The 24,517-nt window shown below is 56.5% G+C and carries 22 protein-coding genes and 2 tRNA genes; 14 read left to right on the top strand and 10 right to left on the bottom strand.

The genetic code is table 11. The features are described from left to right. Window positions 1-6 precede the first annotated feature (6 nt). Window positions 7-381, bottom strand: coding sequence for a PilZ domain-containing protein (locus Q7U76_16045; protein ID MDO8357890.1), 375 nt, complete (start codon window positions 379-381; stop codon window positions 7-9). A 481-nt stretch (window positions 382-862) separates the two neighbouring features. Between Q7U76_16045 and Q7U76_16050 the strand changes: the two genes are divergently transcribed. Beyond that, a complete protein-coding gene (locus Q7U76_16050; protein MDO8357891.1) occupies window positions 863-1,456 on the top strand; it encodes a lytic transglycosylase domain-containing protein in 594 nt (197 codons plus the stop codon). Between the two features lie 76 nt (window positions 1,457-1,532). On the opposite strand, the gene Q7U76_16055 is transcribed toward Q7U76_16050, so the two are convergent. Both Q7U76_16055 and Q7U76_16060 read right to left on the bottom strand, forming a co-directional pair. Further along, on the bottom strand, window positions 1,533-1,730 hold the full coding sequence (locus Q7U76_16055; GenBank protein ID MDO8357892.1) for a hypothetical protein: 198 nt from the start codon (window positions 1,728-1,730) through the stop codon (window positions 1,533-1,535). A 163-nt stretch (window positions 1,731-1,893) separates the two neighbouring features. Next, window positions 1,894-1,970, bottom strand: a tRNA-Met gene (locus Q7U76_16060). Between the two features lie 91 nt (window positions 1,971-2,061). Here Q7U76_16060 and fmt point away from each other — a divergent pair. From fmt to pheT, 5 genes are read left to right on the top strand one after another with little or no spacing between them, the layout of a single operon-like run. Then, a complete protein-coding gene (fmt, locus tag Q7U76_16065) occupies window positions 2,062-3,009 on the top strand; it encodes a methionyl-tRNA formyltransferase (protein ID MDO8357893.1) in 948 nt (315 codons plus the stop codon). A gap of 46 nt (window positions 3,010-3,055) precedes the next feature. Beyond that, window positions 3,056-4,498: a 16S rRNA (cytosine(967)-C(5))-methyltransferase RsmB gene (rsmB, locus tag Q7U76_16070; GenBank protein ID MDO8357894.1), complete on the top strand. Its 1,443-nt coding sequence runs from the start codon at window positions 3,056-3,058 to the stop codon at window positions 4,496-4,498. After that, on the top strand, window positions 4,498-5,199 hold the full coding sequence (gene rpe / locus Q7U76_16075; protein ID MDO8357895.1) for a ribulose-phosphate 3-epimerase: 702 nt from the start codon (window positions 4,498-4,500) through the stop codon (window positions 5,197-5,199). Before rsmB ends, rpe begins: the two co-directional genes overlap by 1 nt. Window positions 5,200-5,208: 9 nt before the next feature. After that, window positions 5,209-6,771, top strand: a complete 1,563-nt coding sequence (locus Q7U76_16080; GenBank protein ID MDO8357896.1) for a phenylalanine--tRNA ligase subunit alpha — start codon at window positions 5,209-5,211, stop codon at window positions 6,769-6,771. Window positions 6,772-6,778: 7 nt separating this feature from the next. After that, the gene (pheT, locus tag Q7U76_16085; protein ID MDO8357897.1) at window positions 6,779-8,497 is read left to right on the top strand and encodes a phenylalanine--tRNA ligase subunit beta; all 1,719 of its coding nucleotides are present in this window, start codon (window positions 6,779-6,781) and stop codon (window positions 8,495-8,497) included. Between the two features lie 85 nt (window positions 8,498-8,582). Here pheT and rplT read toward each other — a convergent pair whose 3' ends face one another. The 7 genes from rplT to Q7U76_16120 all read right to left on the bottom strand — a co-directional run bounded on the left by rplT (window position 8,583) and on the right by Q7U76_16120 (window position 12,944). Then, window positions 8,583-8,951, bottom strand: a complete 369-nt coding sequence (gene rplT, locus Q7U76_16090) for a 50S ribosomal protein L20 (protein MDO8357898.1) — start codon at window positions 8,949-8,951, stop codon at window positions 8,583-8,585. Window positions 8,952-8,994: 43 nt separating this feature from the next. Then, the gene (rpmI, locus tag Q7U76_16095; protein MDO8357899.1) at window positions 8,995-9,198 is read right to left on the bottom strand and encodes a 50S ribosomal protein L35; all 204 of its coding nucleotides are present in this window, start codon (window positions 9,196-9,198) and stop codon (window positions 8,995-8,997) included. Window positions 9,199-9,239: 41 nt separating this feature from the next. Continuing rightward, window positions 9,240-9,746, bottom strand: coding sequence for a translation initiation factor IF-3 (gene infC, locus Q7U76_16100; protein ID MDO8357900.1), 507 nt, complete (start codon window positions 9,744-9,746; stop codon window positions 9,240-9,242). A gap of 10 nt (window positions 9,747-9,756) precedes the next feature. After that, window positions 9,757-11,688 carry a threonine--tRNA ligase gene (gene thrS / locus Q7U76_16105; protein MDO8357901.1) on the bottom strand — a complete coding sequence of 644 codons (1,932 nt, stop codon included), beginning with the start codon at window positions 11,686-11,688 and terminating at the stop codon, window positions 9,757-9,759. Between the two features lie 81 nt (window positions 11,689-11,769). Then, a tRNA-Val gene (locus tag Q7U76_16110) sits at window positions 11,770-11,844 on the bottom strand. Between the two features lie 138 nt (window positions 11,845-11,982). Further along, window positions 11,983-12,300, bottom strand: a complete 318-nt coding sequence (locus tag Q7U76_16115) for an HU family DNA-binding protein (GenBank protein ID MDO8357902.1) — start codon at window positions 12,298-12,300, stop codon at window positions 11,983-11,985. 53 nt (window positions 12,301-12,353) lie between these two features. Beyond that, a complete protein-coding gene (locus Q7U76_16120; GenBank protein MDO8357903.1) occupies window positions 12,354-12,944 on the bottom strand; it encodes a helix-turn-helix domain-containing protein in 591 nt (196 codons plus the stop codon). A gap of 277 nt (window positions 12,945-13,221) precedes the next feature. On the opposite strand from Q7U76_16120, the gene Q7U76_16125 reads away from it, so the two are divergent. From Q7U76_16125 to Q7U76_16160, 8 genes are all read left to right on the top strand, one after another. After that, the gene (locus tag Q7U76_16125) at window positions 13,222-13,671 is read left to right on the top strand and encodes an Rrf2 family transcriptional regulator (protein MDO8357904.1); all 450 of its coding nucleotides are present in this window, start codon (window positions 13,222-13,224) and stop codon (window positions 13,669-13,671) included. 7 nt (window positions 13,672-13,678) lie between these two features. Beyond that, on the top strand, window positions 13,679-16,174 hold the full coding sequence (locus tag Q7U76_16130) for a sulfurtransferase TusA family protein (protein ID MDO8357905.1): 2,496 nt from the start codon (window positions 13,679-13,681) through the stop codon (window positions 16,172-16,174). A 124-nt stretch (window positions 16,175-16,298) separates the two neighbouring features. After that, a complete protein-coding gene (locus Q7U76_16135; GenBank protein ID MDO8357906.1) occupies window positions 16,299-17,006 on the top strand; it encodes a phosphoadenylyl-sulfate reductase in 708 nt (235 codons plus the stop codon). A gap of 5 nt (window positions 17,007-17,011) precedes the next feature. Beyond that, window positions 17,012-18,067 carry an anthranilate phosphoribosyltransferase gene (trpD, locus tag Q7U76_16140; protein MDO8357907.1) on the top strand — a complete coding sequence of 352 codons (1,056 nt, stop codon included), beginning with the start codon at window positions 17,012-17,014 and terminating at the stop codon, window positions 18,065-18,067. Window positions 18,068-18,087: 20 nt separating this feature from the next. Further along, window positions 18,088-18,885: a sulfate adenylyltransferase subunit CysD gene (gene cysD / locus Q7U76_16145; GenBank protein ID MDO8357908.1), complete on the top strand. Its 798-nt coding sequence runs from the start codon at window positions 18,088-18,090 to the stop codon at window positions 18,883-18,885. 138 nt (window positions 18,886-19,023) lie between these two features. Continuing rightward, the gene (locus tag Q7U76_16150; GenBank protein ID MDO8357909.1) at window positions 19,024-20,868 is read left to right on the top strand and encodes a GTP-binding protein; all 1,845 of its coding nucleotides are present in this window, start codon (window positions 19,024-19,026) and stop codon (window positions 20,866-20,868) included. Between the two features lie 526 nt (window positions 20,869-21,394). Continuing rightward, on the top strand, window positions 21,395-23,134 hold the full coding sequence (locus Q7U76_16155) for an AIPR family protein (GenBank protein ID MDO8357910.1): 1,740 nt from the start codon (window positions 21,395-21,397) through the stop codon (window positions 23,132-23,134). Window positions 23,135-23,390: 256 nt separating this feature from the next. Further along, window positions 23,391-24,311: an Mrp/NBP35 family ATP-binding protein gene (locus Q7U76_16160; GenBank protein ID MDO8357911.1), complete on the top strand. Its 921-nt coding sequence runs from the start codon at window positions 23,391-23,393 to the stop codon at window positions 24,309-24,311. Window positions 24,312-24,517: the final 206 nt, after the last annotated feature.

Genomic DNA, 24,517 nt, shown 5'->3' on the forward strand with positions numbered 1-24,517 from the left:
CCCCCCTTACCGGCCGATCCGACGATTAGGAGCGCGCCCTTGCCACCTATCGGTCTGAGGTAGCAGGGCGAGGGGAGCCTCTTTTTTGACCAGCCGACCTAAGTGGACTTGGTCTTCACCAGGCATTCGGATAAATTCGACACCGAACTGTCGGCCCTCGCACCAGCGCACTTTGGCTAACCCGACTCGGAGCGGAGACGGGGCGTCAGGAACGAGTATTCTCATCTCAAGATAGGAGCCAGGCCGTACTCGCTTTCGACTGTGAATAGCGCAGCCAGGGACAGATACGTTGAGCACGGTTCCCTCCCCCACGTAGGCCTCACCGGCAAATACAACAGGGAAGTGCGTGTCGACTCGTTCACAGTACCGAAGCTTCGTCATGACAATCGATTCCTTCCCAGTCAGATAACTCGGAGAGCAGAGCGTAACACAGTCTTTCTTGGGGAGGCGAGAAACCCCCTCATTTGTGGGATCTTGAATAAAAGAGAGGGCTCTCCCGTAGGATATTCACCGAGCCGCAAAGTGCGGCAAGGAGAGCCAAAAAAATGATAGACCCCATCCTCATCTCCCCGCAAAATGAGGGGGTGCCTGGTAGCCGCAAGTCATTGAAATCATGGCAGAGCTAAGGATTTCTCCCTCCCCGCAAGGCGGCACAGAACCTGCGCGTACAACGACAGAGGGTCGAGTGAGCTCCCGAGTAACATGAAAGCCGATCCATAGGGCGACAGAGGTTTCGGCATGGGGAGGAGACAAGATGAACAGGGTTGAGACTTACAATGAATCATCTAGCAATGGCTCTGGTCTTAGAACCTTCATCCCTTTAGGTTCTGCCAGTTTTCTTGCCTGCGTAGTGGCGATATTGATGGTGACGTCAGCGCCGTCTGCTCTCGCCGACGAGCCGGTATTTGGATACGTCGGTCCCACGAATGTGGTGGACATCGGGCATCGACGGACAGACGATTCTGTTACAGCCGTTCGCCGCAAGGCCCACTACCACCATGGGTTGGCGGATCTGGAGCTTGAACAGGCGGTTAGTCGTGCGGCACAGCAGTATCAGATTCAACCGGCCTTGCGCCTTGCGGTGATGAAGGCTGAGTCTTCATTTAATCCGACAGTGGTTTCAAAGGTAGGAGCGGTAGGACTGATGCAATTGATTCCGGAAACCGCTATCCGTCATGGCGTGCGCAACTTGTACGATACGAACGACAACATCACCGGTGGAGCCAAACATTTGCGTTACCTTCTGGATCGGTTCCACGGAAATCTCCGGTTAGCCGTGGCTGCCTATAACGCGGGCGAACGAAAGGTGGATCGATATGGGCAGATCCCGCCTTATAAGGAAACGCAGGATTATGTGAAAAAGGTATTCGCCTACTATCGTGGCTACAGGAAAGACGGTTGGGTTATGCCGGTCGTGATGATCGATCCGCCTCTGCTCGCAGGCCAACAGTACTAGAGGTCGAGTTCAAGAGTCTGGAGAGATTCACGAGCAAAACGAAAGGTACAATCAGAATGTTGAAGGGGGAGAGGCGTTAGACAGGTTTTTCAGCGACGTAATCCAAGTACTTCCACAGCTCTTTGGCATCTTCTTCGGCGAAGACCAGCGGGGTATTGTTCGCGGATCCGGCGAAATAGACCTTGAGCGACATCTCATCTTGCCAAATCTGTGCTTCGCAGTAGCTTACACTATCGAGATTGAGGGCTTTTTTGCCGATGCGGACGAAGTGCATGGAACTCCTCACGTCTTGTGCTTGCAGGACGCAATATAGCATCAGAAGAGGATTCGTCCAATGCATACCACAATTCCGTGCAAGTGCTGAGACGCCAAATAGCGAACAGAGGCCTGCTTGAGACTGCGATCATGGACGATGAAGTGAGGAGAAAAGAACTGGTTGGTTGCGGGGAGAGGATTTGAACCTCTGACCTTTGGGTTATGAGCCCAACGAGCTACCGGGCTGCTCCACCCCGCAGAAGGATGCTAACAAAGCGTTGAACGGCAAGTCAAGCCGCTCTCCTTGCCTCCAAGTTGCTTTCGCTCACCTGCAATGCTAAAGCGATAATATGCGTCTTGTATTTATGGGCACACCAGACTTTGCGGTTGCCTCTCTTGAGGCCTTGTTGCAGTCGGACGATTCCGTTGTTGGGGTGGTCACACAACCGGATCGCCCGAAAGGGCGCGGGCAAGTCCTCACGCCGTCACCGGTAAAACTGCTGGCCCTGCGAGCAAAAATTCCTCTGCTGCAACCACTCAAGATGAAGGATCCTGAATTTCTCCAGACTCTGGCTGGCTGGAAGCCGGACTTCATTGCGGTTACGGCGTTCGGGCGTATCTTACCTCCGGCCATCCTCTCACTTCCCCTGCGTGGCTGCATCAATGTGCATGGTTCCCTTCTTCCCAAATATCGCGGCGCCGGTCCGATCCAGTGGGCCATCATCAACGGCGAGATGGAAACAGGCATTACGACCATGCTGATGGATGAGGGGATGGATACCGGCGCGATGTTGCTTCAAGAAGCCATCCCTATTACCCCTGAGGATACGGCAGGCACCCTCTCGCCACGTTTGGCGGAACTCGGAGGCAGATTACTGGTCGAAACGATTGCCCGACTCAAGGCCGGCACCCTCGTGCCGCGGCCACAAGATTCGTCACAGGCGACGTTGGCACCCTTACTGAACAAAGAAGATGGCGTGATCGATTGGGCCTTGCCTGCCACGGTGTTGGCCAATCGGGTCCGTGGCCTCGCTCCCTGGCCGGGGGCCTATACCTCCGTGGCTGGAGGTGACCGATGGACGATCTGGCGAGCCCTGGCGCTTTACGAATCGGCCTCAAAGCCTCCGGGGACAGTTGTTGCCGTGACCAAAGAGGCGATTCATGTCGCAACCGGAGAGGGAGTCCTTGCCGTGATGGAATTGCAGCCGGCCAATAGTCGCCGCATGGTTGTCTCTCAATATTTGGCAGGCCACCCGATTGCCGTTGGATTGCAGTTAGGGGGACCGGTTCCTTCCTAGTTTCCTGTCTATTCATTCAACAATCTGAGTATCCTCTGAGTCACCTATGGCATCTGGTCCTCGATCCCTCTTTACTGTCCAGACCGCACCGTCAGCCCGTGCGATCGCCCTCTCGTTGCTGGTGGAGTCCGACAAGAGCGAGGAGGGCGTTGATGTGCTGTTGGACCGAGCCCTTGCGCGTTGCTCGTTCGACAGTCGTGATCGGGCGCTCACGGTGGAACTCACCTATGGAGTCTTGCGGCGGCTTGCAACTATCGATTGGCGGCTTGAACCGGTTTTGGACAAGCCGTTGCTTCGCCTTCCCGTCGCCGTGCAGATGGTGCTTCGTCTCGGGGCCTATCAACTGTTGTTTCTCGATCGTATTCCACAGTCTGCTGCCGTCAACGAATCAGTCAACCTCACCAGAGCTTTTGCCGGCACAGTGGGCAGGGACTGGAGCGGTCTCGTCAATGCGGTGTTGCGCTCGCTCTTGCGTCATCCTCCTGAGCCCTGGCCCAGTATGGACCAGGATCCGGCTCAGGCCCTCGCCGTACGGTACTCAATTCCTGGATGGCTCAGCCGGCGATGGGTGGAGCGTCTAGGTCCAGCCACTGCGGAGGCGGTTTGCGAGGGAGTCAGCATTGCGCCTCCGATGACGCTTCGGGTGAACCAGCTCGTTACGAGTAGGGACGCGCTCCTCGAACAGTTTGCGCAGGCTGGTATTGCAGCTAAGCAGACCACCGTAAGCCCGTTTGGCATCGTGCTGGAAGACGGTGGCCTCGTGCCTTCGCTTCCGGGGTTTCAAGAGGGCGCCTTTTATGTCGAAGATGAAGCCGCGCAATTGATTCCTCTTCTTCTTGACCCTCAGCCTGGTGATGTCATACTCGATGCTTGTGCGGCGCCGGGAGGGAAATCCACCCATCTGGCCGATCTGATGCAGAACAAGGGGACGATCTACGCCGTCGATCGGAAAGGGACCCGCCTGGATCTGCTGAAAAGTAATTGCAGCCGGCTCAACCTTCAGATTGTCGTGCCGATCATCGGCGATATTCGCCAGCCGAGGGAGTGGGTTCCTCTGATCGAGACGGCCGCTGGTTCCTCCGTGAAGAAAACCAAAGTCGGCGAACTATTGGTTGATCGAATTTTGGTGGATGCCCCCTGTAGTGGGCTCGGTGTGTTACGGCGGCATCCCGAAGCGAAGTGGCGAAAGGATGAGCAGTCGCTCCCTCGACATCAGGCGCTTCAGTGCCAGATTCTTGAGGCCGTTGCGCCATGCTTGCGGCCCGGCGGGGTGCTGGTCTATAGTACGTGCTCGACAGAATCGGAAGAAAATGAAGATGTGATCGAGCAATTCTGTCGTGCCCATGCGGAGTTTCAGCGTGAGTCCGTTGTTCGCTGGCTCCCGCCTGAGGCACGTGGTTTTGTCACCGAACAAGGCGCATTCTCGACAGTAGGGAACCAGTTCTCGATGGACGGATTTTACGCTGCACGACTGAAGAAGGTTTCCTGATGGCACGCCCTATTTTTATCGCTCCTTCAATTCTTGCGTCTGACTTTGCCAGACTGGCCGATGAAGTGGCAGCCGTGGAGCGGGGAGGGGCTGACTTTCTCCATATCGATGTCATGGACGGGCATTTCGTCCCCAATTTGACCATCGGTCCGCCGATCGTGGCGGCGCTCAGAAAAGTGACCAAGTTGCCGCTCGATGTCCATCTCATGATGACGAATGCCGATGCCTTCATCGCGGAGTTCGCCGAGGCGGGAGCGGATTACCTCACGGTTCACGTAGAAGCCTGCCCTCATCTCCATCGCACGGTGCAATCGATCAAGGAACGAGGCGTCAAGGCCGGGGTGACGCTGAATCCGGCCACCTCACTCAGCACGATTGAGGAAATTCTCTCCGAGGTCGATTTGGTCCTGATCATGTCAGTCAATCCTGGTTTTGGCGGCCAAACGTTTATCCCTTCCTGTCTCAAGAAGATTGCTTCGGCGCGGGCCATGATCGATCGGGCGGGAAGCCGCGCGTTGCTCGAAGTGGACGGTGGCGTCAAGATCGACAATGCGAACCAGGTGCTTGCTGCGGGAGCCGATGTCTTGGTCTCAGGATCGGCCATTTTCTCTAGTCGTGACTATGCCGCAACGATCGCTGCGATGCGCGCAGCCGGCCAACTTTCTTCCACGACGCCACAGCGCGTCTCTGTTCAACGATAGGCCTCGCGAGTGAATATTTCTTCCCTCATCGATAGCCTCCATCCCCTCGAAGTCAAAGTCCTTTCGACCTTTGCCTTGAATCCCTCTGCGGTGCTCCAAACAGAACAGTTGGCGCAGTCCTCCGGGTTGGAGCCCTCGCAGCTGAGCATGGCGGTCGAATGGTTGCTTGCCAAGTCGTTGTTGGCAGTCGATACCGAGATCGTGACGCCGATGGTCTCGCTCACCAAAGTCGGCGAGCTGTACGTTGAAAAGCATTCGCCGATTGAACGGGTGCTCGCTGCCGCTCGCGAGGCGGCGACAACGGGCAAACGTCTGACCATTCAGGATATCCAATCGCGGGAGGGGCTGGAACCGGCCGAAGTGAGCGGTGCGATTGGTCGGCTTAAAAAAGAAGGCGCACTCCTGATCATTCAAGGCGGCTGTATCGAATCGACCGGCCGGCCGAGCCCAACTGCAGAGGCCATACGGGGATTACTACAACAGGTTCATCAAGCGCCTCGGGAGATGCAGTCATTTTCAGACGCACAACGGCAAGTCATTCAAGACCATGCCGTCAAACGAGGAAATGCGAAAGAGCCATTCCGCATCGATGATCGGGTCGCCAGATCGCTGAAGCTTTCTGCCGCCGGTATGGAGGCTGCGCAGCAGCTCTCCAAACAAGGGGTCTTGGAAGAGGTCTCCCAGCTGACTCCCGAGCTATTGAAAGACGGGAGCTGGCGAACGAAACGCTTCCGTAAGTACACGATCAGTCTTCGCGCGCCACGGATTGCGCCGGGCAAAAAACATCCCTATCGCGAGTTTCTCGATACCGTGAAGACGAAGCTTGTGAGCATGGGATTCCAGGAAATGCGGGGCCCGCTGGTGGAGACCGAATTCTGGAACATGGACGCCCTCTTTATGCCGCAGTTCCATCCGGCACGAGACATCCATGACGTCTATTTCGTCAAGGAGCCGAAACAGGCCACGTCGATTGCAGAACCGTTTTTGTCTCGGGTCGCGCAAGCGCATCAGGATGGCGGTGCAACCGGTTCAACCGGCTGGAACTATCCCTTCGATATGGCGCGTGCGCGCCGGCTGGTCTTGCGAAGCCAGGGGACGGCCGTTTCGGCCCATACGTTGGCCGCACAACCGGCGGTACCGGGAAAGTATTTTTCCATCGCCCGTTGTTTTCGTTATGACCAAGTCGATGCGACGCATGCGACCGATTTTTTCCAGGTGGAAGGGATCGTCCTTGGCGAAGACATCAACTTTCGTACGTTGCTCGGTCTGCTGAATCTCTTTGCCCGTGAAGTGGCCCAGGCGAAGGAGGTCAAGTTTCTTCCGGCCTACTTCCCGTTCACCGAACCCTCGGTCGAGATGCATGTGCGCCATCCGAAGCTTGGCTGGATGGAGCTTGGCGGAGCCGGGCTGTTCCGGTCGGAGGTCACTCTTCCGTTGGGTGTGACCGTTCCGGTGATCGCCTGGGGGCTTGGGCTCGATCGCATGGCGATGGTGGCGCTCGGGATTCACGATATTCGCGAGTTGTTTACCGACAATCTTGATCTCATCCGCTCCACCAAGGGGGCTTTCTAGGTTTCACATGCCCACGATTACGATTTTCAAACAGGATCTTGAGGGATTGCTTGCAGGGCCTGGAGAGGCCCGTCAACCGATTACGCTGGAACAAATCGAAGACTCGTTGATGCTCGTGAAGGGTGAGTTGAAGGGGCAGAATCCGGATACCGGCGAACTGCGCATTGAATTACAAGATAGCAACCGTCCCGATCTCTGGTGCTGCGAAGGGATTGCACGGCAGATCCGGGTGAAGCGGCAGGGTTCCCTTCCGAAGTACGACTTTCTTGCGACCAAACCGCAATCACCGAAGCGACTGAACGTGACTCCCGGCCTGGAGAAGGTTCGCCCATTTGTGGCGGCCTGCACGGCGACCGGTTATCGCGTGACGAAAGATGGTCTTGCGCAGCTGATCCAGACACAAGAAAAACTGGCCGAGATGTTCGGCCGTAAACGACGGACCGTGTCGATCGGGCTCTATCGGCTTACGGCGATCGAGTTTCCTGTTACCTATGACTTGGTGAAGCCAGGCGAAGCCGCCTTCACGCCGCTGGGTATGGATACGGTCATGACGTTGGGAGAAATATTGCTCGTCCATCCCAAGGGCTTGGAGTTCGGCGGGATTCTCGCTGGGCAGGATCGGTTGCCATTCTTGCGCGATGCGAAGGGGCGAGCCCTTTCCTTCCCGCCGATCATCAATAGCCGTGAAATCGGCGAAGTGAAGGTGGGAGACGATGCCCTCTTCGTCGAGGTGACTGGCACTGACCTTTCGATGGTGGTCCTGACTCTCAATATTTTTGCAGCGAATCTGGCAGATCGTGGCGCAGTGATTGAGCCGATCGAAGTGCGCTATCCCTACAAGACCGATCTCGGCGAGGCCGTTATGACTCCCCAAGATCTGGGAAGGTCGCGGACACTTTCTGTCCATACGATTGAGCAGGCCCTTGGGCAGGCCTTAGGCGTTCATGAAGTGGCCAAGGCCTTAGTGGGCTATGGCTATGAGGTGACGACGGAGGCTGAACAAGTGACGGTGACACTTCCGTTGTATCGACAGGATCTGATGCATGCGATGGATGTCGTCGAAGATGTGGCGATCAGTCGAGGATACGCGGACTTTTTGCCGGTGATGCCTTCGCAGTTCACGGTCGGGGGGCTTTCACGTATCGAAGAGTTCTCCGACAGGGTGCGAGCGCTCATGGTCGGTATGGGCTTTCAGGAAATTATTTCCAACATTCTCGGTTCCCCGCAGGACCTGCGTGATGCGATGCGGCTGGAAGGGACTGAGTGGGGGCAGCTGGTCGAGGTGGACAATGTAATGTCCTTGAACTTCTCTGCGCTTCGGCAATGGATGCTTCCGTCGTTGCTTCGCGTAGAAGCGGCATCGAACCGGGCCTTTTACCCCCATCGGATATTCGAAGCCGGCGAAGTGGCCAGGCCTGATCCTGCGCAGGCTCTCGGGTCACGCACAGTCATGGTGCTCGGCGGGATGATCGCTCATGCCGATGCGCATTTCTCTGAAATCCACTCCTGTCTGGACACATTATTTTACTATGTGGGACAAGCGTACAGCTTAGAGCCGATTCAGCATCCGTCATTTCTTGCCGGACGTGCAGGCAGTGTTATGTCCGAAGGGAAACGGGTTGGTGTGATTGGGGAGTTGCACCCGGAAGTACTCGAACGATGGCAGATCAGCGTCCCAGCCGTCGCATTTGAAATCGAGCTGACACAACTAGCCGAGCGGCCCTGAGGTATACGCCGGCTGGCGCATTCCTCAAGGCTCGCATCCTGTCCCGATCAATGGTTCGAAGAGTGCTCTTGCGAGGCGGCTGCGCTTAGGCAGCAGCCGGAGCAAGGTGTTGCTTGGCAAGACCGACCAACTGCTCGAATCCCGTGGCATCCTTGATCGCCATATCCGAGAGGACCTTGCGGTCCAAGAGGATATTCGCTTTCTTCAGGGCATTGATAAACCGGCCATAGGTGAGTCCATGTGCCCGAACTGCCGCGTTGATGCGCGCAATCCACAATACACGAAAATCCCGTTTCCGATTTTTCCGTCCGGTATAGGCGTACGCCTGTCCCTTATCAACTGATTCTGTTGCAGTGCGGAACAGACGGCTCTTCCCACCGTACTGTCCTTTAGCCAGTTTCAGCCGTTTCTTCCGACGATGTCTTGTTTTGGGGCCACCTTTTGCGCGAGGCATGGGTCAATACTCCTTTTGGTTAACGCGAGTCGTGTCTTCTCATTTAGCTGTAGGGCAATAAGCGATCCAGCGCCTGAGTTTTGGTCTTATCCACGAGAACCGTGCCGCTCAACCGGCGCTTCCGATCCTGCGTCTTGCTGGTGAGGATATGGCGCTTTCCCGCTTTCCGCCTGACCAATTTTCCAGAGCCGGTGCGGGTAAACCGCTTTTTGGCTCCACTATGGGATTTCATCTTCCTTTTCTTCATGTCCGTGCTTCCTTTTGTTAATAGCGTTCGGGCCGACCGTCTTACTTGGGCGCCACGATCATGATCAAGCTCCGCCCTTCCATTCGGGGGGCGTACTCGATCGTGCCCTTCTCTCCCACTTCGGCGATCACCGTATTCATGAGCGTTCGGCCCATTTCCTGGTTCGCCATTTCACGCCCGCGGTATGTCAAGACGACTTTCGTCTTATTGCCGTCGGCCAGAAATCCCTTGATCTGTCGAACCTTGATCTCCAAGTCGTGTTTATCCGTTCGAGGGCGCAGCTTGATTTCTTTGACCTGCGTCGACTTTTGGTGGCGCCGGTTTTGGTGATCTTTCTTGCTCAGCTCAAACTTATATTTCCCGTAGTCCATAATGCGGCATACGGGAGGCACTGACGTCGGGGCGATCTCGACGAGGTCATACCCCTGATCTTGTGCCTGTTTGAAGGCATCCGCCGTCAGGAGAATGCCAAGCTGTTCACTCTCTGGCCCAATCACCCGGACTTCGCGTACTCTGATCTCTCGGTTAACTCGTAGTTTGGGGACGATAAGACACCTCTTATTGTGTCAGTGAATGTTGCTGCCCTGCCGGCTTAAGGTCTGCACGGAGCAGGTCGAGCGCTCCCGCGACGGTCATGCTGCCGAGGTTGGCACCGCTCCGGCCCCGTATAGCCAGAGTCCCACTCTGCACTTCTCGGTCGCCAACCACAAACATAAATGGAACCTTCGCTTTTTCTGCTTCTCGAATTTTGAGCCCTATTTTTTCATTCCGAAGGTCTGCTTCAGCGCGGAATCCGGCAGCCTTGAGCTGGGCCACGACCTCGGCAACGTAGGGCCGCTGGCTATCCGTGATGGACATGACGGTTGCCTGAACCGGGGCGAGCCAGGTTGGGAAGGCGCCGCCGAAATGCTCGATCAGAATGCCGAAGAACCGTTCGATCGATCCCATCAGGGCCCGATGGATCATGATCGGCTGGTGAACTTTGCCGTCTTCTCCGATATAACCCAACTCGAACCGCTCGGGATTATTGAAGTCGACTTGAATGGTCGAGCATTGCCAGGAGCGACCCAGCGCATCCTTGATTTTGATATCAATCTTTGGCCCGTAGAAGACGCCTTCGCCCGGATCGATCTGGTAGACGATGCCTCGACCCTTCAATGCGGCTTCGAGCGCGCTGGTGGCCTGGGCCCATCGTTCTTCCGAACCGACTGACTTCTCCGGTTTCGTCGAGAGGTACACTTCAAAGTCGGTGAATCCGAAGGTGCCGAGAATAAAGAACGTGAAGTCCAGAACCTGGCTGACTTCGCTTTCAATCTGATCGGGCCGACAGAACAGGTGCGCATCGTCTTGTGTAAAGCCTCGGACTCGCAGCAAACCATGGAGTACGCCGGTCCGTTCGTACCGGTAGACGGTCCCTAATTCGCCATAACGGATGGGGAGGTCCCGGTAACTGCGCAGATGCGACTTATAGATCATGATATGGAACGGGCAATTCATCGGCTTGAGCTGGTATTCGCTGTTCTCAAGCATCATGGGTGCGAACATATTATCGCGGTAGTAATCGACGTGGCCGCTGGTTTTCCAGAGATCGAGCCGCGCGACATGAGGGGAATACACCAGTTCGTACCCGTTCTGAATATGCTGGTCGCGCCAAAAGTTTTCGATCAACAATCGTATCGTTGCGCCCTTCGGGTGCCAGAGGATCAGGCCAGGGCCGATTTCATCCTGGATTGAGATCAAGTCGAGCTCCTTGCCGACTTTGCGGTGGTCTCGTCGCTTAATCTCTTCGAGCCGGGCAAGATGCGCGTCGAGCTCCGCCTGGGACGGGAAGGAGGTCCCGTAGATCCGCTGCAGCATGGGATTGCGCTCGTCACCGCGCCAGTAGGCTCCGGCCGTGTTCAGCAGCTTGAACGCTCCGACATGACCTGTCGTCGGAAGATGCGGGCCGCGGCAGAGATCGGTAAATTCCCCCTGACTATAGGCAGAGATCGGTTCGTTATCCGGGAATCCCTGAATTAGTTCAACTTTATAGTTCTCGCCACGAGACTGAAAAAACTTCACGGCCTCTTGTTTTGAGAGTTCCGTGCGTTTCACGGGAAGGGCGCGCTTGATGATCTCTTTCGCACGCGCTTCAATTCTCTCAAGATCTTCCGGGGTAAAGGGGCGTTCATAGGCAAAGTCGTAGAAGAACCCGTCCTCAAGAGCCGGGCCGACCGTCAGTTGTGCGGTGGGAAATATTTCTTTGACGGCCTGCGCCATGATGTGGGTGCTGCTATGGCGGTAGACCTCGCGGCCTTCCACGCTGTCGAATTGCAATGGGGCCACTTCAGCATCTTCAGTCAGTGCACATGAGAGATCGACGGTTTGGCCGTTCACCTTCGCAGCGAGGATGTTCGGGCCAAGCTTCAGGCCGAGAGCCGACAGGGCAGACCCAACGGTTTGTCCTGCCGGAATATCCCGACTACTGCCGTCTGTGAGCGTAATTTTCATGACATGCACGAACTTCAATCAAGCACTAGAAACAACAAAGGCACCCCGCCTACGAGAAGCAAGCGGATGCCCTCAGCTGGGTGGTAGGCGCGGACGGTCTTGAACCGTCGACCTCTACCGTGTCAAGGTAGCGCTCTCCCCCTGAGCTACGCGCCTGTCGATCCGAAGGCGCATGCTAATATAGCCCTGCCCAACCTGTCAAGAAACGCATAAAGAGAAGGGAGCGCACTTCTTGATAGAAATGGCTCCCCTCTCTCTCGTTTCCCGCCAGCAGGATCAGATAATCGTGAGAGATTACCGGACGGCTGACTTGAGAATTTTCCCTGCCGAGAACTTCGGGACTTTGGCGGCGGGAATTCGTAGCGCCTCACCGGTTCGGGGATTACGTCCAAGCCGGGCTTTCCGTTTGGCGACCGTAAAGGTCCCGAAATTCACCAGCGACACGCGTTGTCCCTTTTTCAGGGATGTGGTCACTGCGCCGGTAAAGGCCTGTAACGCAGTGCCTGCGGCAACCTTGGTGATACCAGCGGATGCCGCCATTTTTGCGATCAGCTCTTCTTTCGTCATCGTGCCCCTCCTGTTGTTGGGTTGAACTACGCGACTCCTTGCCATCGATGTCTTTTCTGCGCATCCGTGAGTCTGTGCCGTTGGAGGCACTCGACCGGTTAGGTTTCTCGCGTTCGCGTAGTCCGATTCCGTTTCACGGGAATATGCAGGTCATGGATCTTTTTTCTAAGGGTGTTCCGGTTCAAGCCTAGTAACTCTGCTGCCTGGATCTGGTTGCCTTTGGTTTCCTGAAGCGCTCTGGTGATCAAGGGCCGTTCGATGGCCGTGATCAACATGGGATGTAGGTTGCGTCCTGAACCGTTTCGCATCCCCTTCACGAAATCTCCCATCTTCCATTCGAGATAGTCCTCAAGCGACAGGGCGTCTTTTCCGTTCGCTCCCGTATTATTCTGCCGCGCGATCACCTGCATGGACTTGGCGGCTCGTTTGAGTACGGTTCGGGAACCGGTGATGAGCAGGCTCTGCGCGAGATTCATATCGGTGGAGATGGCAGCGGTTCCATCGGACGATCCGGGTTTCGATTCGACGATGACTACATCAAATGTGCGTCGCGCTGTCTCTTTGGGCAAAGCGGCCGCGTCTTTTGCCATCGTCACAGAGGCATCTTTGAATATGTGGTTGACCTGACTCTGGACGTCTGGGTCGCCGCAGAGAAGCAAAATACTGAAGACGGAAGATGTAGGCGACATGCAGGTTCCAGGAGAAGGGCGAAAAGTGGTGCGGATTATTGCCCAGAGCCCATTTGATGTCAACGAGGAAAATAGAGAAAGCGTTGTTCTTGTTGGCTCACGTGGGAGGAAATCGTCGAGATTTACGTCGCCGGATGAAGGGCGTACCTCTGGTTCCACAGCCAAATTTTCAGGACCATGTGGCGAGGAATATCAGGGAGGGGTGACTTGACAGGGGAGCCGTTCAAGTAGTATTAAAATGACCAGAATGTTTTAATTCCTACCGGAATACTCATGTATGAAAGTGTCTTTGAGGGCAACGTACGGGATCATGGCGGCTGTCGACTTAGCGATGCATCTTGGGACGGCGCCTGTTCAGGCCAAATCGATTGCACGCCGGCAAGCCATCCCTGCTCGCTTTCTCGAGCAGGTCCTCCATGGAATGAAGAAGGCCGGTCTTGTGTCGAGTCTTCGAGGTGCTCAAGGGGGCTATGTGTTGTCGAAAAAACCGTCCGAAGTATCGGTCGTCGAAATCCTCGAAGCACTCGATGGCCCGCTTTCAACCCCGAGCGGCGGCGCTGGGCGCGCACAGGTGAAACGGCTGAGTAAGCCGGAGTTGCTGCTTGGAAAGATGTGGGAGCAGGTCCATCAGGCGGAGCGCCATGTGCTCGAAGCGATCAGCGTGGAAGAATTAGCCGGGCAGCAACGAGCGCTCGAGCAAGAGCGATCGTTGATGTACCATATTTGAGGTCATGATGAGTCATACACCATTGAATACAGTTTCGATCAAGACAGAGCCCATTTCTCCTGCCATTGCCGAGGAGATCGAGACCTTTGAAGCCGAGGCGACACGCTTGGCTTCCGGCGACGTGTCGAGCGATTTGTTCAGGCCGTTTCGTCTCCAATACGGTATTTACGGACAGCGGCAAGCCGGTGTCCAGATGGTGCGTATCAAGATCCCTTTCGGTGGCATGACGGCCAATCAGCTTCGCCGCGTTGCAGAATTGACCGAGCAATATGCGACCGGGGTTGGACATGTCACGACGCGTCAGGATATCCAGTTGCATTTCGTCGAACTCAAGGATGTGCCGACAATCATGCGTGGGTTGGCAGAAGTCGGGTTAACGACGAGAGAGGCCTGCGCCAACACCGTTCGTAATGTGACGGCCTGCCATCTTGCCGGGGTCTGTCAGGGGGAAGTATTTGACGTCACGCCCTATGCGAAAACCGTGGCGCTGCACCTGTTGCGGAACCCGCTCAACCAGAGCCTTCCCCGAAAGTTCAAGATCGCGTTCTCCGGTTGCAAACAGGATTGCGCGCTCACACCGATTCACGATGTCGGTCTGCTCGCGGCGAAACGTGCCGATGGAGTCATCGGCTTTCGCATGGTGGCAGGCGGCGGACTCGGTTCGGCCCCTCGCCTGGCCCAGGTCCTCCGGGAGTTCACCCCGATGGACGAACTCATTCCGAGTGTCGAAGCGGTGATCCGAGTATTCGATACCTTGGGCAATCGAAAGAATCGGACGAAGGCCCGGATGAAGTTCGTGATCGAAAAGCTGGGCTTCGAGGAGTTTAAACGTCGTTGGGAAGAGGCCTATATATCGATGGGGCATGCCCGTCCGACCCACGAGCCCATCAAATTACTGTCGTATCCGGATGAACCTGTTCCCCTCATCATGCCGACGTCGAGTAGACCGAAGCAGGCGGCGGGGCAAACCAATGGCCATGCCAATGGCGCACCGGCGGAGACGCCGTTCGAGATGTGGCGACGGACCAATGTGGTGCGGCAGAAGCAAGAAGGTTATGTCGCCGCCGTGACCAAGCTCTTTATGGGCGATCTCACGACAGAGCAGATGCTGCTCATCGCTGATCTTGCCGATCGCTATTCCAATGGCAACATCCGGACGACGATCAATCAGAACATGATCATTCGCTGGATACCGGAGTCGCGCATCGCCGATCTCTATGCCGATTTGGCCTCACAGGGCTTGGCCGATCCCGGCGCCGAATTGGTTGAAGATATTATTGCCTGCCCCGGTACCGATACGTGCGGTCTGGGGATCACGTCTTCCAAGGGGCTCGCGCGGGCCCTGGCAGAGGTATTTCCAGCCGGGCGGGTTCCCGAAGATTTACATGACGTCACGGTCAAGATTAGCGGCTGTCACAACTCCTGCGCGCAACACCATATCGCCACGATTGGTTTGCATGGTGTCGGGAAGCGGATTGCCGATCATGTCGCGCCGTTCTATGAATTGCATTTGGGCGGGAAGGTCGACGGGACCGCGAAAATCGGACAGATGGTGGTGAAGTTGCCGGCGAAGAGCGTGTCGGCGGCGATCACACATTTGATTCGCGTCTACCGGCGAGATCGCCTTTCAGGTGAAGGGTTGCCGGCCTTCATCGATCGTGTCGGCAAGATCAAACTCAAGGACGAGCTGATTCCCTATACCATCGTTCCATCCTTTCAAGAGGACCCTACGTTTTACTATGACTGGGAAGGTGAGGCCGAGTTCGTTTTGGAAGATCTCGGACCAGGCGAATGCGCTGGTGGCGCGCTTGAAATGATCGAGAACGGCATTCTCGAAGCCGATCAAGAGCTCTATCAGGCAAAGCTGCTTGTCGACAACCATCAGTATTCCGTGTCGGTGAACAAGTCCTATCGGGCCGTGCTGTCTGCTGCGAAGGCGTTGCTCGTGACGGAAGGACTTGAGCCCTCGACCGATGCAGAAACCTTCATCGAGTTTGATAGCCGCATTGCACAGAAGGGCATCGTTCCGGCGATGTATCGGGACTTGAGGAAGAGTGTTGGCGATTTAGGGCCCAAGGAGACGACCGGCGAATCGGCCCGGGAGAAGATGGTGTTTGCGAAGGGTTTCGTCGATGCCTGCCGTTCCGCCACGGAGCAGATGGGCAAAGATCTCAAGTTGGCTGCGGTGGGCCAGGCCACAGTGGTGACGGCCAGCCCGACGCCGGCGGTGAAGCCAGCGTTGTCTTCTGTCACCGCGCCTGCTGCGTCCGGTGCGCCGGTGTACGATCTGCGGGGGGTGGCTTGCCCGCTGAACTATGTGAAGACGAAGTTGAAACTTGAGATGATGGATGCGGGTGAGCAATTGGAAGTCTGGCTTGATGCAGGCGAGCCGATCAAAAACGTGCCCCTGAGCTTAAAGAACGATGGGCATAAGCTGTTGTTGCAGGAACCACTCGAAGCCGAGGCGGCTCATTATCGGATTCTGGTCGAAAAAGTAGAGTAGTGCGGCGGAGGGATCATTCCCTTGCTCGCGCAACGCGCGGCCTGAGAAGGCCCTCGTTGGACGCGCGCAGTGAGGGGCACCCCTTCGCCGCTTGCAGTGTGTGTGTGAAGGAAGAGAGAGCTGAATGGGCAGTCTATCATCGGAAGAATTGAACGCCTGGAGTGAGTCGTTTGAGGCGAAGCAGCCACAAGAGCTGTTGGCCGCAGCGATTGAGCGGTTTACGCCGAAGATCGTGCTTGCCTGCAGTTTTGGAGCGGAGGATATGGTGCTCTTGGACATGGTCCACCGCATCAATCCCTCCGTGCCGCTCTTTTATCTCGATACGGAGTTCCTGTTTCCTGAGACCTACGCGACGCGCGATCGTGTGATCGAACAGTACGGGCTACAGCCGCAACAGGTCATTCAGGTAAAGTCGCTGCTGACGCCGGAGCAGCAGGCGGCTCAGCAGGGCGAGACTCTGTGGACGCGCCATCCCGATCAATGTTGCGAATTGCGCAAAGTGGAGCCGCTGACCCGCGTGCTCAAGGGATTCGATGCTTGGATCACCGGCATCAGGCGGGACCAGTCTCCTACGAGAGCCCATGCGAAACTGATCGAGTGGGACCAGAAGTTTCAGTTGGTCAAAGTGAATCCCCTCGCGAAGTGGACGTGGGAGGATGTCTGGACCTACATTCGTGTCTACGAGGTTCCCTACAATGCACTGCATGACCGCAACTACCCCAGTATCGGCTGCACCCATTGTACGAGCCCGGTGATGCCCGGCGAAGACCCCCGCGCGGGACGATGGAAAAATTTTACCAAGACGGAGTGCGGGTTACACAAGGCCCCGTAATATTGATGCAGGAATTTATTGCGAAAATTGCCAAGGGGCCAAGGGCTGCCAAGGATCTGACCTGGGACGAAGCGAAGCGGGCGATGAAGGCACTCATTGAAGGAGAGGCCACGCCGGCACAGGTGGGGGCCTTTCTCATTGCCATGAGAATAAAGATGGAGTCCGTTACTGAATTGGCTTCGATGACCGCGACCGCACGTTCGTATGTCGCGCCTGTGCCGATCCCCCGAGAGCTCGGTGTCGTGGATCTGCCGAGTTACGCAGGGAAGCAGGAAACCTTTCATGCCCTTGCGGCTGCCGCCATCGTGGCAGCATCGGCCGGTGCGTCGGTGTTGATGCATGGCTATGACGGGATTCCCGGTCGCGCGGGGAATGCCGGGGTGCTCAAGGCCCTGGGCTTGCCGATTGACATGGAGCCGAAAGTCGCGGCAGAGGCGGTGAAGAAGCATGGGTTCGCCTATCTCGACATCGCTTTGTACCATCCCCCGGTCTATCGCTTTTTGGAGATGCGACAGGAGTTGGGAGCGCGGAACGTTTTTCATCCGATTGCAAGACTGTTGAATCCGGCTCGCGCCGCGTCACAGGTCGTCGGTCTGTCTCATCCGCCTCACTTTGAAAAGACCGCTGAAGTGTTGCGGATGTTGGCCTGTCCGCGGGCGCTGGTGGTCAGCGGCGTGGAAGGTGACCCAGAGCTGTCGATTAGCGCACTCACCAGGGTGTTGGAATTGCGGGATGAGCGGATTACCCCTCTCTCGTTCGCATCAAAAGATGCCGGATTGCCGCTGGGCACGCCGCGCGACATGGCCGGCTTTCCGTCGGACCAGCGAGACAAGGAAGCCGATCTGCTTCGACGGATTCTCCATAATCAGGTCCAGGGCGGGTCGCACAACTGGGTATTGATGAATGCGGCCTTGATTTTGTACGCCGCAGGCAAAGGCGCGACGTGGACGGCCTGCATTCCGCTGGCGCGGCGAGCGCTCGAAGAGGGAGCCGCGGCACGAAAGTTAGAAGAGCTGACACAGGAGCCGGTGGGCACAGGCGTCCCCGGACGAACCCATTGACACAGGAGAGGATCGAGTCCGTGCGACATCTTCGTCAATTAGAAGACCAGAGCGTCTACATTCTCCGGGAAGCCTATAAACATTTCGATAACCTGGCCATGTTGTGGTCGATGGGGAAGGATTCGACCGTCCTGCTGTGGCTGGCCAGAAAAGCCTTTTTTGGCCATGTCCCGCTTCCGCTTCTCCATGTCGACACGAGTTACAAAATTCCGGCCATGATCGAATATCGAGATCGAGTCGCCCGCGAATGGGGCCTTAAATTGGTCGTGGGGCAAAACAAGGAAGCGCTTGCGGCCGGGATGAATCATACGCTGGGCCGCGTCAATTGCTGTACCGCCTTGAAAACCAATGGGCTCAAGCAATTGATCGAACAAAAGGGCTATACGGGCATCATTCTCGGTGTGCGGGCAGACGAGGAAGGGACCAGAGCCAAGGAGCGCTATTTCTCACCGCGCGACAAACATGGCGATTGGGATTTCCGCGATCAACCACCGGAACTCTGGGATCAATTTAAGACGACCTTTCCTCCGGGGACCCATATCCGGATCCATCCGTTGCTGGATTGGACGGAAATCAACATTTGGGAATACATCAAATACGAGAACATTCCCTTCATCGATCTCTATCTCGACAAGGGGGACGGGACTCGTTATCGCAGTCTCGGCTGTGCCCCCTGTACCACGCCGATCAAATCGACGGCGAAGACCGTGGATGAGATTATTGACGAATTGCGGCATACCACGGTGGCGGAGCGATCGGGCCGGGCGCAGGATGAAGGGCGCGGGATGGAGCTACTCCGCAAAGACGGCTACATGTAGGGGCAGAATGTTGAAACAGGCATCCAGCGGCGTTCTCGGGTCGGAGAAATCCTCAACGTACCGCAGAGGGTACGCCTGCGGTTTCTCCTCCCCTGCGGCCTTGCTGGGCTGCCTGTTTGAACATTCTGGAGAGTGAAAATGGCGGAAATAATTTCGAAATCATCGGACAATCTCAACATCGTCATCGTCGGGCATGTGGACCATGGCAAATCTACCTTGCTGGGGCGGCTCTATGCCGATACGGGATCGTTGCCGGACGGCAAGCTCGAAAAAGTTCAAGCCATCTGTCAGCAGCAGGGGAAGGAATTCGAGTACGCATTCCTGTTCGATGCCTTCCTGGAAGAGCAGGAGCAGGGGATCACGATCGATACGGCGCGGACGTTCTTCGGCTGGAAGGGCCGGCAATACATCATCATCGATGCGCCGGGGCATAAGGAGTTCCTCAAAAACATGATTTCCGGGGCGGCCCGTGCTGAAGGGGCGTTGTTGCTGATCGATGCCTTGGAGGGCGTGAAGGAGCAGTCCAAGAAGCATGGCTATCTCTTGTCGCTGTTGGGCGTTCGCCAATTTGCCGTCGTGGTGAACAAGATGGATCTGGTCGGCTATCGGCAGGATGTATTCGACGGGATCGAAAAGGAATACCGCGAGTTTCTCGGGCAATTCAAGGCGGTTCCGCAGCAGGTTATTCCGGTCAGTGCCAAGCTCGGCGATAATATCGCCAACCGGAGCGAGCAGATGCCCTGGTACAGCGGTCCGACCGTGCTGGATGCGCTCAGTGCGTTCAGAAAGGAGCCCGGACGTTCCGAGCAGCCGCTTCGCCTGCCGGTTCAGGACGTGTACAAGTTCGACGCCCGCCGCATCATCGCCGGACGTGTGACGGCAGGCCAATTGAAGGTCGGCGATTCACTGGTGTTCTCGCCCTCGAATAAGCGGGCGACGGTCAAATCGATTGAAGCGTTCAATGTGGATCCTCTGCCGGTTGAAGGCCATGCAGGCCAGTCCGTTGGTGTCACACTCGATGAGCAGATCTTTGTCGAGCGGGGAGAGGTGGCGTCGCATCAGGAGCAGCTTCCACTCGTGTCGACCGCCTTTCGAGCGAATGTGTTCTGGCTGGGCCGGAAGCCGTTGGAGCGAGGACGGCGGTATCAGCTCAGAGTGGCGACGAAGGAAGTGGATTGTGAAGTTGCCACCATTCACCGGATCATCGACACGATGGATCTGGCTCAACAGCAGGGTAGCAGTGTGGTGAATAAGAATCAGGTTGCAGAGATTACCATTCGAGCCAAAGCGCCGGTGGCGTTCGATCTCTCGGCTTCGTTCGAGGCGACTGGCCGGTTCGTTCTCGTGGATGAGTACGACATTGCCGGTGGCGGCATCGTGACAGAACTGGTCCATGACGATCAGGAGTTCCTCCGGGAAGAGGCTCGGCAGCGCGACTTTGCCTGGGTGAAGGGGGAGGTCGGGGTCGAGGATCGCGCGCAACAATATGGTCATCGCGCCGCGATTGTGTTGGTGACCGGGGGGCGGCATACGGGGAAGTCGTTCTTGGCCAGGACTATCGAGGCCCGGCTTGTGGCAGATGGCCGGCATGCCTACTTGCTCGACGGAGGCAATCTCCGACGCGGGCTTGACGCAGACCTCTCGGAAGGAGAACGAGGACAGGCGACCGAGATGGCTCGCCGTTATGGCGAAGTGGCGAGGTTGCTGGTGGATACCGGGTTGATCGTGGTCTCGACGACCAATCCCTTCGGGCTGGCCTATGTCGAAGCGGCACAGGCTATTCGAACGCTCGTCCACCCGGTCCCAGTCATCGCGATTCACATGAGCAAGGCGCCAGAAGAGGCTCCGCCAAATACGGATATCGTGTTGTCAGGCCCGACAGACTTTGATGCAGCTACTCGACGAATTCTTGAGGAGTTGAAACGGCGTGGAGTTCTGGCTCAGGCGATCGGGGCGAAGCCGACCTTTCAATATTCGATCTGACAGGATGCTGAAAAAGCCCGTCAGCTTCGTTCTTGTCTCATCGAAATCCTCAACATACCCGTGAGGGTACGCCTCCGGTTTCGATTCGCCTGCGGCCTCGCTGGACGAACTTTTTGAGCATCCTATGTCACCTTCTCTATCTGACTCGCAATCGGTTCTCTCTCTTACTTGACGAAGCCTATGAATCGGCTGAGAATGTGCCGCGCCATTCATGCGCCTCTGGGTCGGAGGCAGGTGTTGTGGGAGACGAAGAAGCGGTGGTGTGGTCCTGGGAATGCATTAGGACGCACAGGATGACAGCTAACGCGCGAGCGGGCACTCCTGGTCGTCCCGCGGAAAGCCATGTAGATTCAGAAGCTTGCGCAATTGCCTGTCCTCCGCATGGCCTGGGATTAGCAGGCAGTTTCTGCCGGTATTGCCGAAATGATTTGGACGTCGAATTATAGTTAGAGCGACGACAATCGATCGGGCACACCGAAAGCACACCAAACACGCCGTCAGCGCTTTAATAGGGAGACCATTGCCGATGATTGCTCAGATCCAGCGAGAAATTGCCGAGGACCCGTACTACCGAAACAACTTCGACAACGATGGGCAGCGCTTCATCGCCTGGTACCTCCGACGCGTGCTCCTGCGTGACGACGCGCAGACCCGCGATGACATCACGGACGGACCGAACGACAAGGAGATCGACGCCGTGATCGTGGATGAAGAGGAACAGCGCATCGTTGTGATTCAGGGCAAGTTCATCACGGCTGGCCAAGTGGATGGTGGGCCGATTCAGGAAGTCCTGACCGCATGGCTGAGGATCCAGAAGTTGGACTCGCTACAGAAGGACTGCAACGAGCGACTCAAGAAGAAGATCGAAGCGATCCGCACCGCGCTGGATGAGGACTACCGGGTGGAGTTTGAGTTACTGACCACGGGGACGCTCACGCAGGCCGCGCAGGCCGACCTCAAGGCATTCGCCGAGCAAGTATCGGAGTTCGAAGACTTCTCGGCGAGTCTGCACCTTATCGACACCGAGATGTTGACCGCGCGTCTTGCCGAGGCAGAAAACACAGTGCTTCCATCGCTGGAGCACACAGTCACGCTCGATCCCGCCAAGATTGTCCACACGCCATTTCCGAGCGCAAACACTATCATCGCCATGCTCCCGCTTACGGAATGCCTCAAGTTTCCCGGCATTACCGACGGGCGGCTGTTCGCAAAGAACGTGCGGCAATCACTCGGCAGCAACAACAAGGTCAATCGCGCATTGAAACGGACCATCCACGGCGAGCGCGTCCGCGACTTTATGTTCTACCACAACGGAATCACTGCGATCTGCGACTCCATGACTATGAGCGCCGACCGAACCAAACTAACGCTCAAGGGCGTGAGCGTGGTCAACGGCTGCCAATCGCTGAGCACGATCTACACATGTTCCGAGCGAGTCCGTGCTCCGGAAGCCAAAGACGCCCACATCCTTTTTCGGTTTTACGAGATCAAGGATCGCGCCTTTGGCGACCACATCAGCATCAATACCAACTCGCAAAGTGCCGTTAAGCAGCGTGATCTACGCAGTAATGATCGCGTGATGGTGGGCCTGAAGAAGGCGTTCGAGACACGATACCCGACCGGAGCATTTCTTACCAAACGTGGCGAAATGGCACCCGAGGACAAGGTCAAGACGCCCGAGCTCGTGATGGATGCCTCCTCATTCGGTAAATGCGTGATGGCGTGGCACTGTCAACGCCCGAATATCTCGCACAATGAGAACAAAGTTTTTGACGAATACTACAAGACGCTGTTCCGCACTGCCTATCCGCCAGAGAACATCGCCGCGTTGAACGGCTGGATTCAGGCTATCGAGAAGGCGTGGCCGAATCTAAATATGAACAACGAGTTGCGGGCGGGACGGTCTCACGTCAAGTACCACATCCTATTCGCGGTGTCGTCTCTCATCGCTGCCATCAATAAGCAGCCCCAGGCCGTCGTGGCACCGGGGGCCACGACGAAGGCGCTGGAACAGGCCAGTGATATTCTTTCAATGGCCGCTACCTGCGTCGAGAACGCCATGCAGAATGCGCTTATTCAGACTCAGACCGCCGGTAAAATATTTAGTCCGCAAAACTGGCTCAAGAGCAACTCCAGTTGGCAGGGGGAAACGCTCGTCGCAGGAACACAAGCGGGCATGTTGTCGGGTTTCCCCACGGGTCCAGGACTCATCGAGCGGATGAAAGCTCCACCGACGGCATTCAGCCCTCGATGGTCGGCGGAATAGGCGCAGTCGGTACGTTAGCAAGATCGTGCACGGCATTGAGACATCTTCAACCGGGCTCTGCCCACCCGCGCTCTACAAGCCATTCGAGACGGACCTTCGCAAGCGGGCTTCGCCCGCCTGCTCGGTCGCTCAATGAGACGTTAGCCTTGGAATGTGTGCCATCTGCGGGCTGGATGTATGGAGTTTGACTCTCCAGAAACCCCTATGGTACCGTTCCATCTCGCTGTATTTGCACAGTTAACAAGGGGTATTTCCCATGGCGGTCGAGAAAGATTTGAAAGCCATTCTTGGTAAACTGAAGTTCTCGGACGACGCCAAGGTCCTCGCGCAGCTTTCTGAAAATACTAAATTAGTCCATGCCCGCATGGCCGGCATCAAGCACAAGCTGGTGGTCATGAGCGGCAAAGGCGGCGTGGGCAAGAGCATGACGACCGTGAACCTGGCGTTGGCCTTTGCGCGACAGGGAGGGAAGGTCGGATTGCTCGACGTGGATCTGAATGGACCCTGTGTGCCTCGCATGCTGGGTATGCATGGTCAGTCATTGACCATGAGGCCAGAGGGAGCGATCCCCCCGGTTGGGCCGCTTGGCGTGAAAGTCGCGTCGATGGACTTCTTTCTGGACGATGCCTCGCCGGTTCGCTGGAAGGGGCCGATGGATGTCAGCCCGGTGTGGCTGGGTCTGATGGAAATGAACGTTATCCGTGAGTTTTTAGCCGATGTCGTGTGGGGCGAACTCGACTACCTCCTCGTTGATTTACCTCCAGGAGCCGCGGCGGACAAGCCACCCGTCATCGCTGGCTTCATTCCGGATTTGGCGGGAGCGATCGTCGTCACGACCCCGTCGGAAGTGGCGTCAGACGTGGTGCAAAAGTCTGTCACCTATGCGCGGGATATGGGGATCAAGGTCCTGGGCATGGTCGAGAACATGAGTGAGTATCGTTGTCCCTCTTGCGGGGAGGTCAACGAGTTATTCGAAGGCAACACCGAGGCCATGTGTGAAGCGCTGGATCTGCCGTTGCTCGGACGAATTCCTTTCGACCGGAAGCTCGCGCGCACCTTCGACAAGGGTGAGCCGTTGCTCGATGACACGTACCCGACAATTCAACGGTACCAAGAAATTGCCGGGCGCATTAGAACGTTGCTCGATTATAAGAAGGTGCTGGCCGATAAACTGTGATGTTACGCCCTAACAGAATGCTGAAAAAGTCCACCAGCACCGTTCTCGCATCGCTCAGAGACTCAACGTACCGAAGCGTACGCCTCGCCTCTTCGCTCGCTGCGGCCTTGCTGGATGGCCTTTTTGAGCATTCTGTGCGATATGCTCCTGTTGTCCTAGATGTGCGGGCCATTGAGTTTCCACTGTACCACAATAGTTTTTCCGCA

Source organism: Nitrospirota bacterium (assembly GCA_030645475.1).
Taxonomy (GTDB): domain Bacteria; phylum Nitrospirota; class Nitrospiria; order Nitrospirales; family Nitrospiraceae; genus Palsa-1315.